The sequence below is a fragment of the Streptomyces sp. NPDC016309 genome (assembly GCF_043077235.1).
Lineage (GTDB): Bacteria > Actinomycetota > Actinomycetes > Streptomycetales > Streptomycetaceae > Streptomyces.
This window is the reverse complement of sequence record NZ_JBIBSG010000002.1, coordinates 653,645-666,384: the sequence shown is the minus strand read 5'-3', so window position 1 is coordinate 666,384 and position 12,740 is coordinate 653,645. Positions and strand designations below refer to the sequence as shown.

Annotated in this window: 9 protein-coding genes and 2 pseudogenes; 5 read left to right on the top strand and 6 right to left on the bottom strand. The window is 68.9% G+C overall.

Annotated features, from left to right (window positions below):
- Positions 1-786: 786 nt before the first annotated feature.
- Positions 787-1,326 (top strand): annotated as a pseudogene (locus tag ACF068_RS07780) (IS5 family transposase); the annotation flags it as partial.
- A 5-nt stretch (positions 1,327-1,331) separates the two neighbouring features.
- Here the strand turns inward: ACF068_RS07780 and ACF068_RS07775 are convergent.
- Complete coding sequence (locus ACF068_RS07775; protein WP_392273246.1) at positions 1,332-1,871, bottom strand: DUF6896 domain-containing protein; 540 nt, start codon at positions 1,869-1,871, stop codon at positions 1,332-1,334.
- A gap of 43 nt (positions 1,872-1,914) precedes the next feature.
- Between ACF068_RS07775 and ACF068_RS07770 the strand changes: the two genes are divergently transcribed.
- Both ACF068_RS07770 and ACF068_RS07765 read left to right on the top strand, forming a co-directional pair.
- Entirely contained in the window at positions 1,915-2,244 is a 330-nt protein-coding gene (locus ACF068_RS07770; RefSeq protein WP_392273245.1) for a C40 family peptidase, read from the top strand.
- A 323-nt stretch (positions 2,245-2,567) separates the two neighbouring features.
- A complete protein-coding gene (locus ACF068_RS07765; RefSeq protein WP_392273244.1) occupies positions 2,568-3,587 on the top strand; it encodes a hypothetical protein in 1,020 nt (339 codons plus the stop codon).
- Between the two features lie 248 nt (positions 3,588-3,835).
- Here ACF068_RS07765 and ACF068_RS07760 read toward each other — a convergent pair whose 3' ends face one another.
- The 3 genes from ACF068_RS07760 to ACF068_RS07750 all read right to left on the bottom strand — a co-directional run bounded on the left by ACF068_RS07760 (position 3,836) and on the right by ACF068_RS07750 (position 5,425).
- Positions 3,836-4,249 (bottom strand): hypothetical protein, encoded by a 414-nt coding sequence (locus ACF068_RS07760; protein ID WP_392273243.1) that lies wholly within the window; start codon positions 4,247-4,249, stop codon positions 3,836-3,838.
- Between the two features lie 307 nt (positions 4,250-4,556).
- Positions 4,557-5,183: an IS5 family transposase gene (locus ACF068_RS07755; protein ID WP_392273242.1), complete on the bottom strand. Its 627-nt coding sequence runs from the start codon at positions 5,181-5,183 to the stop codon at positions 4,557-4,559.
- Positions 5,087-5,425, bottom strand: coding sequence for a transposase (locus ACF068_RS07750; protein WP_392273241.1), 339 nt, complete (start codon positions 5,423-5,425; stop codon positions 5,087-5,089). Before ACF068_RS07750 ends, ACF068_RS07755 begins: the two co-directional genes overlap by 97 nt.
- Before the next feature lie 465 nt (positions 5,426-5,890).
- Between ACF068_RS07750 and ACF068_RS07745 the strand changes: the two genes are divergently transcribed.
- Positions 5,891-7,132 (top strand): M20 family metallopeptidase, encoded by a 1,242-nt coding sequence (locus tag ACF068_RS07745; protein WP_392273287.1) that lies wholly within the window; start codon positions 5,891-5,893, stop codon positions 7,130-7,132.
- Between the two features lie 2 nt (positions 7,133-7,134).
- Positions 7,135-7,412 (top strand): annotated as a pseudogene (locus ACF068_RS07740) (IS21 family transposase); the annotation flags it as partial.
- 208 nt (positions 7,413-7,620) lie between these two features.
- Here ACF068_RS07740 and ACF068_RS07735 read toward each other — a convergent pair.
- The gene (locus ACF068_RS07735) at positions 7,621-8,484 is read right to left on the bottom strand and encodes an alpha/beta hydrolase family protein (protein WP_392273240.1); all 864 of its coding nucleotides are present in this window, start codon (positions 8,482-8,484) and stop codon (positions 7,621-7,623) included.
- 915 nt (positions 8,485-9,399) lie between these two features.
- A complete protein-coding gene (locus tag ACF068_RS07730; RefSeq protein WP_392273239.1) occupies positions 9,400-12,573 on the bottom strand; it encodes an NACHT domain-containing protein in 3,174 nt (1,057 codons plus the stop codon).
- Between the last annotated feature and the right edge of the window lie 167 nt (positions 12,574-12,740).

Here is a 12,740-nt window from a genome sequence, read left to right as displayed (position 1 = left end):
CCGTGACCCACGCGGCGGTCCGAACGTCAGGAGCTGTCATGCCCGAAAACACCGTCACCGCACCGCTCGCCCCGATGGAGCCGCAGGACGCGGGGAACGGCGAGGGAGCCACAGAACAGCGCGCCAGCGCGCCACAGCGACCTGCCGGGGCCTGGAGAGACGGACCCGTCCATCAGCTGCCCGGCAACGTCATAGGCTCTCCCGCGGGGTGGAAAGCACCGAGGTGGTCATGCCATCAGCCGGGGTTAGGCACGGCGACGGAGACGGAGCACGGTGTAGCCAGCGGTGGCCACGGCAACTGTGGCGAGGCCGATGCCGATTCCCGTCTCCCAGTTACTGGGTGGGGCTGCGGAGGAGCCGCCGAGTCCTCCCCGCGCCCCTCCCGTCGGCGTGGCGGTGGGGCGTCGCATGGGTCGATCACCAGTAGCGGCCGAGCGCCGGGGCAGGACCTCGCACGCGATGCCATCGTCGACGCCTCTGTCCTCGTCGAGACGGTTCGGATCGCTGGGATCGCTGTCGAAGACCGCTTGGGCGTCTTCCTGATAAATGAAATCTCGGCAGTCGAGGTCCTGGGCGTGAGCCACGCCAGACAGCGGGGCGATCGCCACCGCTGCTACGACTATTCCGGCAGCGACAGTACGGCGGTGCACAGCGCCTCCTTCCCGGCCCAAAGGACAACCTGGATCTTTACGCTAGGGGTGGCCACAGAGTCCGGCACGGACACGTAGCCCAAATGAGTGGCAACGCCCGGGCACGGAACCCGACCGGCACGGCGACCGGTGACCACTGACCGAGCGCCGCCGTGCAGGTCTGCTGGACCTGGACGACTGCTCCGTGGACGGGTCGCACGTCCGGGCTCTCAAAGGGGGGATCACGTCGGCCCCTCACCTGTCGACCGCGCCCGCCCCGGCTGCAAGCACCATCTGATCGTCGACCGCCAGGGAACCCCGCTCGCTGTCACCCTCACCGGCGGCAACCGGCATCAAGTCCTCCTCCCCCTGCTCGACGCCGTCCCGCCGATCCGGGGTCTGCGCGGACGTCCCCGCCGCAAGGCCCGGCGCCTGTATGCCGACCGGGGCCTACGACTTCGACAAGTACCGCCGCCTGCTGTGGAAGCGGGGCATCAAGCCGTTGATCGCGCGACGCGGTGTCGCTCACGGGTCCGGACTGGGCAAAGTGCGCTGGGTGGTCGAGCGCGCCTTCGCCTGGCTGCACCAGTTCAAACAGCTCCGCACCCGCTATGAGCGACGCGCCGATCTCCATCAGGGCCTGCTGGAACTGGCCTGCAGCCTCATACGTCTGCGCCGCCTGCGCACCTCATCCTGAAGCGATCAGTCGGTGACGCCGAACCACCCCGGTCGTACCTCGGTCAGAGGCGGTTGCAGGGACCGCACCGCGGTCCGCAGGTCCTGATCTGTGACGTCAAGAGCCTCCGGCAGGCTCAGCCCGTGCCAGCGCAGGCGCCAGAGGTCGAAGATTTCGCTCCCGTCAGCTTCGAAGTCGACATCGGCCTCTGTGCCGTTGTCGCTGACGAAGCGGCACCCTGCCCCATGAACCGTGTATGAGTAGGTGCCGACCTGCCCGCTCCGGCTGATCCGGCGCGAGTGGACCAGGCCGAGGACATCTGCGAGTCGCTCAAGCGAGGGCATCGTCGCCTTCACGGCCTCGTCGACCGCGTTCAGAGCGTCGACGTAACCAAGCAAAAGCTCCCGTGCATCCCCAACCGAACCACCGTCGCCGCCCTGCAGTAGGCCAACCGCCTCGGCCGTTCCACCCTCATCCACGCCGGACACCGGCTCCGCCTCCCGGCCGGCGATACTGCGCCCCCCCTCGACGGCGGCGGGCACCACGCCCGGGAACAGCAGCGACACCCGCGGGCCGTCCGCCCGCGCCGCGGGCCCGGGCCGAGCCGCCGTGGCCTTCGTACGGAACCGGCTCGGCACCCCCTACCTGTGGGGTGGCACAGGCAGGGGCGGTTACGACTGCTCCGGCCTCGTCCAGGCGGCCTGGCGCTCCGCCGGTGTGACGCTGCCCCGCACCACCTACGAGCAGGTCCACGCCGGCACCCGTATCCGCCGCGCCGACCTGCGCCCGGGGGACCTGGTCTTCACCCACCGCCTCGGCCACGTCCAGATGTACGCCGGCGGCGGCCGGATCCTCGAGGCCACCCGTCCCGTAGTGCGCTACGCGCCCCTGCCCGCTTCCTACAGCGTCACCGCCTACCTCCGCCCCGCCCGCCGCTGAGGGAACGCCCGCACAGCGGGCCGACATCATCCCGACCCGCGCCGCGCACCGTTCCGATACCTCAACGAGCACGGAGCGATTGTCCTGTCGCCTTCCTGCCGAACGGCTCTGACCCGCTCGCCAGACGTCCGGGCATCCGGCGCCGCCGGATGCCGGTGACGCCGCACCGACATCAGCACACGAGGAGAACCCCATTGAACAAGTTCCGGCAGCGCTGCCGCGCCGCCATCCGTCTCGCTCCGGCCGGATCCGGCCAGCCAGCAACCCGTGCCATGCCCCGTCCGCGCCCCGGCAACCGTAGCCGACGCGGTGCACCGGCCGTCATGAGCCTCCACAGCCGCCCCGGCACGACCCGCCGCCTGGCCGTGACCCTGTTCCTGGCTGCCCTGGCCACCCTCCTGCACAGCGTGCCGGCCCATGCCGGGCCCAGCCCGGTCCCCACCACCGCGGTGGCCCGCTGCGCCCACGGGTTCGACCCGGACGAGTCCACCGCCCTGCACCTGTCCGGTGGCCGGGGCACCACCTTCCCCCCGGACGCCCGGGGCCTGCGCCCCGGCGACGTCATCCGCATCGTCCCGCGCATGAACGACGAGGTCTCCACCACCGGCTTCTGGTGGCAGCCCGCCGACGGCTCCAACTGGGTCACGCCCGCCGGCACCGACCCTCGGCAGCCCGCTCCCGCCGGCTACCCGGCGCCCGGCCTGAACACGTACAGCCTCATCGGCCGCCTCACCGGCGCCCAGCCCTTCGAGGTCCTCAACCGTCTTGGCTGCCGCCAGGTCGGGGCCTCCGGGAAGCTGGACCTGCGGATCAACGACCCCCAGGACTGGGACAACTTCGGCGCCTGGAACGTCGACGTCCAGCTCTACCGCAATCCCCTGCAGGACGGCGGATTCGAGAGCCAGCACACCTCCGGCGTCTCCCAGCCCTGGAACGTGGAAGGTCCCGACTTCAAGGTCATCTCCACCTCTCCCGCTGGGGCCAACTCCGGCGGCAAGTCCGCCGTTCTGAGCTCGCCCGGCACCCGCGTGTGGAACGCCCTGTCCCAACCCATCCCGGTACGCCCCCACACCGACTACGTGATCACCGGGTTCTTCCGCACCTCGAGCAACGTCAACACGGCCTTCTTCGGAGTCCGCAAGCCCGGCGTCCGGGCGCCCGTCGAACGCCACTTCGGCCCCGCACCAGGCTGGTGCCCGCCGACCACGCCCACCTGCTACGGGCAGATCAGTGTGCCCTTCAACTCCGGCGACCACACCACGGTCACCGCCTTCGCCGGCTTCTGGGGCGTCGGGGCACCCGCACACATGGCCATCGACGACATCAGGGTCCTGTCCAGCTGACCCCCGGCTGGGCAGACCCGGCACGCCTCGTCATTGATCAGTCCCGGTTGTCCCTGTTGGCTCCCCCAGGGACAACCGGGTCACTGCTGTCGCGCACCCGTGATTCTCGCGTGAGCACCCTTCGACGGTGACTCGCCGCCCTCCCAGCAGCACCGCGACAAGTCCCTTCAAGGCCGACACAGCCCGGCATCTACGATCTCAGCAGGCGGGCGAGCCTGCGGTCGGCATACGCCCTGGGGGCCTGTCGCCTATGCATCGGGGGGTTTCTCGGCAGGTGGGTGCGGACTTCGAGGATCGAGGTCGCCCATTCGTAGACCTCGTTGCGGCGCGTCGCCAAAGTCACGGCGCAGCGCCAGGGATTCCAGGATTCTTCCGCCCATTACGCGGACGGAAGGGTGTGCGCCGTCGAGGGCGGGAAGCTCGAAGGCGTCACTGGAGAACCGGCGTTCGGCAGCCACCACCGCGAGCCAGTCACGGACTTCGGGATCGACACGGGAGAGCTGTTCTCGGGGGATCGACACGCTCACCGGCTGGCCTCCGTGGGCGACCGCGGTTCCGCCCGCCGGAATGTGGTCGCCAGGGAAGAGACCGGCATGACAGCGATAGCGGTCGGTCAGGTTCAGCAGCGCGACGAACAGCGGCCGGTTGCCCAGGTTGTGCAAGTATACGTGGGTGTCTGGTGGGCCGAGGGGTAGGGCAGGTGGACGGCGCCGTCTACCGCTGGCGTCAGGGGTGCGCGGGTACCGGGCCCGGTGGGGATTCCCCCGGGAGTGCCGTGAGGAGTTCCGCCGAGACCGATCCCGGAAGGCGGGTAAGGGGATTGCCGAGCCTGCGCAGCGTGTGCCACCGGGCGAGGTGGTCCAGGCGCGACACGGTGCGCCTGGCTCCAGCGGGAGCCGCGGGGCAGGGATCCGCCAGCGCTGTGCCGTCAGCCCGCGTGACGGTGAGAGGTCGTTTTCGTCCGATGTTTCATCCTGGGATGGGCTGTTCTGTGGTCTTTCTCGGATCGCGCCAGGAGATGGTGTTCTCGCTGGTGAGGCGGCGAGCCATGAGGTCGGTCATCGCGATGTGGATGACGGCTTCGGAGCGGGTGGGCAGGGTTTCGTAGTCGCGGGCCAGTCGGCGGTGGAGCATGAGCCAGCCGTAGGTCCGCTCGACCGCCCACCGTTTCGGGATCGGGGTGAAGCCCCTGGTGCCGGGCTTGCGGGCGGTGATCTCCATGTCGATGCCGAGGGTGGCGGCATGTTCGACGAGGTGCTGTCGGTAGCCGCCATCGACCCACACCTTGCGGATGCCCGGGTGGTCGGCGGCGACCTGGTCGAGCAGCGTGGTGCCGGCAACGGAGTCCTGCACGCTGGCCGCGGTCACCAGCACGGCGAGGAGAAGGCCGAGCGTGTCGGTGACGATGCTCCGTTTCCTGCCGACGATCTTCTTGCCCGCGTCGACGCCCTTGCCGGTGGCGGGAACGCTGGTGGAGGTCTTGACGCTCTGGGCGTCGATCACGCACGCGGAAGGCTCGCCGTTCCGGCCTTCCTTCTCACGCAGCTGCTGCCTGAGCAGGCCGTTGAGCTGGGCGAACACGCCTCGTCGGCCCATTTGGCGAAGTAGCCGTAGACCGTGTTCCAGTGCGGGAAATCGTGCGGAAGGTAGCGCCACTGAACGCCGGTGCGATCCACGTACAAGATCGCGTCCATGATGTCGCGCAGGTCATGCTCAGGCGGCCGGCCGAAGTCCAGGGCCCTGCCCCGGCGCTCGAAACGCCAGGCCGCCAACACCGGCTCGATCAACTCCCAGCGGGCATCGGACAGATCACTCGGATACGGACGTCGCTTCGCCATGCATCCGGCGTACTGCCGGAGACCGAGTGCGCCCAGGCGTGCAGCGATGACGACGGAAGCACACAGTTTTGAAAGCCGGGCATCCCGGGATGAGACAGGAACGAACCACCCCTCGCCCCAGCTATCACCCCTCCAGCCCCATCGACCACAGCCACAGCTGCCTCCTCTTCCGCACCACGATCCCGCCATCCACGAAACATCAGATAACGAGCTGAGGTAGGTGAAAACGACCTCTGAGTACGTGTTTCTGAACCCGGCTCTGGTCAACCTCAACGCGGCGATGTCCCTTGGTATGGCTATCCCCACCGCCAAGGGGTGGCTCACCGGATGGGCAATGACATAGGTGCGCGGCGATCGTGTGTCCCAGAAGACGACTTGAGTCAAGGGGTAACAGTGAATCGTCCAATAGAGCACGCGCTCGCGCGCCGCACGTTACTGGCCAGCACAGCGGCGGCCGGTGCGGGAATGGTGTGGGGAGGCATGGGGAAGGCCGTCGCGGGTGGGTGGAGAGGGCCGGTGAAGCAGGCGGCGGTGGCCGCCGAGGCGGCGCGTCTGGACCGTGTGCTGATTCAGCTGCGGCGGGACATCCATCGGCACCCTGAGACCCCGGGGCAGGAACAGCGCACGGCCGCTGTGGTGGCCCGGGAGCTGCGGGCGGCGGGGCTGGCTGTCACCACCGGAGTGGGCGGCCACGGGGTCGTCGGGGTCCTGCAGGGCTCGCGTCCAGGCCGGACCGTTGCCTACCGGGCGGACATGGACGCGGTTCCGCCCAAAGACATTGTTGGAGGAGGTCCCGCGCCGGCCCATCTATGCGGACACGACATCCACACCACGGTGAGTATCGGCGTCGCGCGGGTCCTGGCGCGGCTGCGGCAGCAATTGCGCGGAACAGTGGTCTTCCTTTTCCAGCCTGCCGAGGAGACGCTGTCCGGCGCCCGCGCACTGATCGACTCAGGTGTGCTGGAGCGCGAGTACGTCGAGGAAGTCCATGCGCTGCACTGCGGGCCGTTCCCAGTCGGCCAGTTCGCCGTGACTCCGGGCTATGGGATGCCAGGCCAGGACAAGGCGGAGGTGACCCTCTCCGGGCCGGACGCACTCGATGCCGCGCGGCGCTTGGCCGTCGATATCGGCGCACTCGCAACCGTGGATCTGCCAGAGACACCAGCGGACCTGGAGCGGATCGTCGCTGAGGCCCAGACGCCCAACGGGCCGCTGGCCCGGTTCGTAGCCGTGCGGGCAGCGGCGCAGGAGGCCAAGGTGAGTGTGTCCTATCGCTGCTGGCCGCAGGAGCGGTACGTGGAGGTGCGCGAAAGCATTCGTCGAGTGGCCATGCCATATGCGGGGGCCGGGGTGAGCTTCCCCGCTGAGCCTTTCCCGGCCATGGTCTGTTCAGAACGCGACGCCCGCCTCCTCGCCCACCACCTGCGCCGCACCGTCGGCCAGGACATGGTCACCCAGCTCTGCGCCGCCTTCCCGCCCTTCAGTGGCGAGGACTTCGCCCTCTTCTTGAACCGGATCCCCGGTACATACACCTTTCTCGGTGTCCGTGCACCTGGCACATCTATCACCACGAGCTATCCGCATTACCCCGACTTCTCCCCTGATGAGCGCGCCATCGGCGTCGGCGTGCGGGCGATGGCAGGCTGGATTGCGGAGCGCACCTACAGAGCCCAGAACCTGTCGGTCGAGGTCGCAGAGATGGGGTGACCGTGGTCCTGGATCCGCAGCGAAGGCTGGAACCACGGCGTTTTCGTGGCCTGGTCGAGTCCGGAGCGATGAGCCTGACCGAGGTCGCCAAGGAGACGGGCCTGAACTGGCGGGCAGTCAGCAAGAGCTCTACATCCAGGAAGCCCGGCCCGGAATTGCCGAGAAACTCGGCATCACGCCGAACGAGCTGGCGGACATGCAGCACCGATTCGAGGTGATCCCGGGGGCGACGAGGGGCAAGATCCTCGCCCACATGGGAATCCCGAAGGTCTACTCCTTTCGCCACCGACCGCCAGAGGGCGGGCGGCGGCTGTCGTGACCGGCATACCCGGGCCTCGTCCCGCCTCCCCCGCCCACAGCCGGGAGGTGAGTCCGGTGTCCACCGCAACGCGCTTTTAGCAACCTGTGGAGCGGCGCCCGGGTAGGCGCTCCGTCAGCCCGGCGGTTCCCTTCCGGCTGAGCCGGAAGGGGGCCGGCGAGCAGGGGCTTCAGGAGACGTGCGGGCAGTTGCCGCGGTACTCCTGGATGGCCAGGCTCGGGCGCGGCAGTGGGCACAGGAACTGCTCGTAGCGGGTGTCGCCGTCGATGAAGCGCTTGAGCCAGGCGATGCTGTACTTGGCGATGGCGGTGTCGGAGAGGTTGGGCGTGAGGTGCGTGGCGCCGTTCAGCTCAAGGTAGGCGCGGTCCAGCGAGGGCGGCAGGCCCTGGTAGATCGGCTTCGAGTGTGAGGACACCGGGGCTATGGTGTCGCCGTCCGCTCCAATGACCAGCGTCGGGGTCCGCAGCTCGGGCCACGTCTTGTCGAGGTTCCATCCGGTCAGTGGGATCGCGGCCTTCAAGGACGGCCGACTCTTGGCAGCCTCCAGCGTTCCACCGCCGCCCATCGAGTGACCCATCACGCCGAGCCGGGTGGCGTCGACCCGGTCGCGGACGCTACTACGCTGCGTCAGGTAATGCAGCGCCGCCAGCAACTGGCGGCCACGGGCAGCCGGCTGGTCATAGGTGCTGGTGGTGTCGATGGTGAAGACGACGAAGCCTTGAGAGGCCAGGCGCGGGCCGAGCCAGGCGATCGAGGATTGCCGTGCGGTGGTGTAGCCAGGGGAGACGGCCACCGCTCCGAAGGTGCCCTCGTCGGTGGTGGTCGGGTAGTAGATGGTGCCGCCGCCGAACCCAGTGACGGAGAACGAGGGGACCGAGGCGCGCGAGACGGCGTATGGGCCACTTGCCGCCTCGATGCTCGCCTGGGTGGGAACGGGGCCGCGCTCGTGGGGGTTCCTCGCGGCACTGGCGTCCGGTGACAGCGAGGTGGCGAGCCCGGCAATGGCCGCCATGCCGGCCAGACCGGCCGTCAACGTGCCGAACCGGCGTCGGCGGTGCCGATGACGCTGGGGGTGTCCGTGATCGTCGGGGTCACGGATCTACGGGCGAGGAGCTGCACGAGCGTTCCTTTCATCGTGGTGGACGGCGACAGCGGACGCAGTGACAGGACGTGAGGGACAGCTCTACGCCTACATAGGTTCGGTGGTGACTGTATGGGCGCTTGTCCGAGCGCCCGTCCCGTATCAGAGCGCGAGCGGAACTCCGCTGGCGCGCGCCTGGTTTCCCTCTTCCGCCTATATTCCAGATCCGGTGAACGACGGCCTGATGACACGCGTCAGGGCAAAACAGCAGCTCAACGCAAAAAACTGAAACCCCGGATGCCCATCACCAAACCGTGCTAGCTCGGCCCAGAGCCCTATCACCCCCCACACCACACTCGGCATCCACTGGGCATGAGGCGCACCAACGGCGTACAAAGGACGTACCTACCGCGCAACCACACCCACTCCAATGGTTTGAGCATCGAAGGCCCAGCCGCAGCCCACGACAGGCAGCGTGACCGGTCACGGACACAGCCCCACCTTCGCCTGGGCTGCAGCTAGGGGCCAGCGGGTTCCTCCGCCTCCTGCGACGCCTGACAGAGCCTGCCGTAGATCGCCCGCCGTCTCGACACCCCCCGGCAGGCGGGGAGGTGAACAGCGAGCGGTCATTCTCGGCGGTGCCTGGGGGAGCGCGGTGCGCCCGTCGGGGAGCCACACGGCGAGGTCCCTGGGTCGGGCGAGGCGCTCTGGTGCCGGCGCTATTCAGGGTCGTTTCTGTCTTCGTGTGCCGCGCTCCCCGGCTGGATGTCATGCTGCCCAGCACATGCGGGGCGGAAAATCGGCTTCGGGCGGGCGAAGCAACCGAGGTCGCCGACCGACAGCCTCGCCGGCCGTCGGCCCGCCTGCTTACTCCGGTGGGCCGGTGGCCGGATCATGGTGGCGCGCGATCAGGGCCCGCTCTTCCACCGATATGAGGGCGTGCACCAAGGGTCGGTGGGATGCCAGCGCATGGGACAGTGCATCTAAGACGGTCACCGGCAATGGGTGTGCCCTCTCGCTGTCACCAAACATGAGCCGGACGAGCTGTGCTAGAAACTGGAGGACGTCGTCGTGTGCGTCGCCGGGGACTCGTCCCCTGTCCTGGCCGAAGGCCGTGAGAAGGGCGTGCACGGCCGACACGAGGTGGGGGTGGCGCATGTCCATCAGCAGCCGCGTTCCCTGGAGCGCCCGGTCGTAGAGATCGCCGAGTTCCCTGTCGCTCATGGTCGTGCGGTCGGCCAGCAGCAGTTCGAGCAGGTCGTGGGCGAGCGACGAGGCCGGAGCACCGTCGAGCGGACTGAACATGGTCACGGCCTGGCCGAGCCACCGGAATACCGGGTCCAGGGCATGCCGCATCACCGAGTCATTGGTTCCGCCGGACACGGTCGTTTTGTGCCACAGCTCGTCCCAGTACGACCGTGACCAGCCTGGGCCTCCGCTGCCTCGGGGGTAGCGGAAGTGCCAGTTCATGTCGAGGGGCTGTGGTGGGATGCCTGGCTCGGAGCGAAGCGATATCTCCAAGGCCCGGCCCTCGCCCTCCCACGTGTGATGCACGTCGAGGGACAGAGCGAAGTCCGTCCATTGGCTCTCGTTCATCGCCGAGCGCCACAGCAGGCAGTGCCGGTGCCAGGCACCTGGCGGGTCCGCGGAGCCCGGGAACAGCTCGGCGGCGGAGCAGCGCTCGGCGAGGAGCACCGTCAAGAGCACGAGGTTGGAACCGTACAGGCCGTGGCGGGTCGTCGTGCGCAGCAGGGCGGGCCGGTAGGCCGGGTGCTGGTCGCCGGTGCGCGTCGTGTGCTGGGTTAGGACCTGGATGAGGGTCCGAGTCAGCCGGCGCCGTTCCGCCATGGACAGCCTGCCCGTCATCGAACGCGCGAAGCGCAGCATCTGCCGGGACGCCAGGGAGGTGTAGGAAAGCAGTGCGTAGGCGAGGTCGTCGTCGATGCGGGTGTCCCCGAGAGAGAGCGCGGGGCGGGGGGCGAGCAGGTCGGTGAGCAGGTGCAGGGTGAGGCGTACGGCCAGATACTCGCCGAAGGTCGCGTGCAGGAACTCGTAGGTGGCGAGTACCTGGCCGTCCCGCACTGACTGGGCTCGCTGGACGAAGAAGAAGCGGCCGAGCGCCGTTTCGGCGGCGGTGAGCGGGGTGCGGAAGCCCGATGGCCGTACCGGCTGCCTGCCCAGTACGGCGGTGAGGTCCTGCTCGAGTTCGTCGGCCGACACCCACTGGCGACCCCGGTTCAGCTGGGCGAAGGCTACGAGCGACAGGCGCTGCAGTTCTTGCTCGACGAGGGCGGCCGTGTCCTCGTCGGAGACGGCGTGAAGTGTTGTCTTGCCGACCTCGCGCCGGGCGAAGGAGGACAACAACTGCTCGTACAACTCGGTGACGTCGAAGTCGTCGACGGTGCGCCGCAGAGCACCCTCGGCTGCGTCGTATAGCGCGAGCATCGTCAGCAGCAGCGGCTGAGAGGCGAGTTCGGCGTGCCGTTCGAGGTGCTGCCAAGTGAGCGGGCCGCGACCGTGCGCCGAGAGTCCGGCCATGTTGGCCTCGTTCCACACGGCCAGCCAGGTGGTGATCTGCTCGGCGCGGAAGGGCTCCAGGCGCAGGACGACCATGCCAGTGGGGTATCGGGCGCGGTCGGCCACGGAGGTCCGGCTCGTCACCAGGGCTAGCACGGGCCGCCCCTGATCCGCCTCACGCCGCTGGAACTGGGACACGCGCTCCAGGAAGTTGGTTTGGTGGACGCCGGTCGTCTGCAGCAACTCGTCGAAGCCGTCCAGGAGCAGAACAGGAGTACTGCCGCCTGCGGCGCGCACCAGTTCCGGCCAGCTGACCCGTTCGCCGGTGGAGGCGCGGATCGCCTGTTCGATCTGGTCCTGCAGTTCGTCCTCCACCCGGACGTCCCGCAGCCGCACGCGCACGGGGAGAAAACCGACCGAGGGGAGCCGTGCGGCGAGCACCCTGGTGAGGACGGATTTACCGGCACCGGGCTGGCCCAGGATCAGCAGGGGCGCCTCGGCGAGCTGAGGAGAGGTGAGGGCCCCGGCCAGGTAGAGCGTGAGGTCTCGGCGGAGGGGCAGTCGCCCCCACCACTCGTGGTCGGCTGGTGCGGCCTGCCCGGAAACGGCACTGACGCGGAAGTCCGGGTCGAGGTAGAGGTCCTGAAGGGTGGGAATCCTAATGCCGTCGGGCGCCGACGCGGCGTCCAGCACAGGGTGCGCGAGCGCCGCCCGGTGAGCGCGCGCCAGCGCGGAGGCCACGTCGACCGGCGGGCGCAGCGCCTCGGTGGTGCGGGTGAGGAGAGTCTCGATGCCGGACAGGGCACGGCCGACGTCTGTGTGGATTGCCTGCTGCGCCACATGTGTGACCCAGAAACCGAATTCGGGTGCCTCCTTGGCGAGCTCGACGTACAGGCTCTGGTATCGGTCGTGCGCTGCGCGCGGCAGGTCATCCACGAGAGCCGCCTGGGCCCGAAGGCGCCGCGACGCATCCATGTGCTCCCAAAGAGCAAGGCCTTCGAGGAAGGCGTAGAACCTGCGGGCGTAGTCCGCGTAACTCGCGAGCAGCATCGCGGTGAGTGCCGAGGCCGGTATGTGCGGTGCCGGGCAGGGCAGGTCCGTGGCGAGCAGCAGCGACACCAGATCCGGCGTCTGCGAGGTCGAGCCCGATTCGCCTCGCGCGAGGGCGAGTTGCTCGTCCCGGGTCAACCGCACCTCGGCGAGGGTGAACGGAAGCTCCAACTCCTCCATCGCCTCGAAGAAGGCCACCACGACGATGACGGTGTGCGCCGCGCGCAGCACATCGGTCCGCTCCGCACGCCCCTGGGTACGGTCCAGACGGGCGCCGACGCCTCGGATCGCGTCGCGTCCGAGGCCGAGGAGGCGTCCGTGGGCGTCGGCCATGCCGATCACCGTGCCGCTGACCCCGGCGGTCGCCAAATTCAACGCCCCACCGAGCGCCCGATCCAACGCCGCTAGCCGCGGCGGCTCGGCACCGAGAAGCACCAGAGCGTCGGCGAACGCCAGGAGTCTGCTTGCCACCATATCCCTCACGCTACCGCGCGCTGGTAGTCCCGTCGGTATGATTCGAAGGACGCGGAGGACCGCGAAGCGGGGTAATCAGCATCGGCTGCCCTGACGGGACCGAGACCTGGCATGGAACGCACAGCGCGCAGGGCAGCGACCGACCGGAGGCACAACGTCGCCCGCAA

What these genes read in the sequence shown, in the direction of transcription:
- ACF068_RS07765 (WP_392273244.1), top strand. Translation starts at nt 2,568, where the DNA reads ATGAGCCTCCACAGCCGCCCCGGCACGACCCGCCGCCTGGCCGTGACC.
- ACF068_RS07755 (WP_392273242.1), bottom strand. Translation starts at nt 5,183, where the DNA reads ATGGGCCGACGAGGCGTGTTCGCCCAGCTCAACGGCCTGCTCAGGCAG.
- ACF068_RS07750 (WP_392273241.1), bottom strand. Translation starts at nt 5,425, where the DNA reads ATGGCGAAGCGACGTCCGTATCCGAGTGATCTGTCCGATGCCCGCTGG.
- ACF068_RS07745 (WP_392273287.1), top strand. Translation starts at nt 5,891, where the DNA reads ATGGTGTGGGGAGGCATGGGGAAGGCCGTCGCGGGTGGGTGGAGAGGG.
- ACF068_RS07730 (WP_392273239.1), bottom strand. Translation starts at nt 12,573, where the DNA reads ATGGTGGCAAGCAGACTCCTGGCGTTCGCCGACGCTCTGGTGCTTCTC.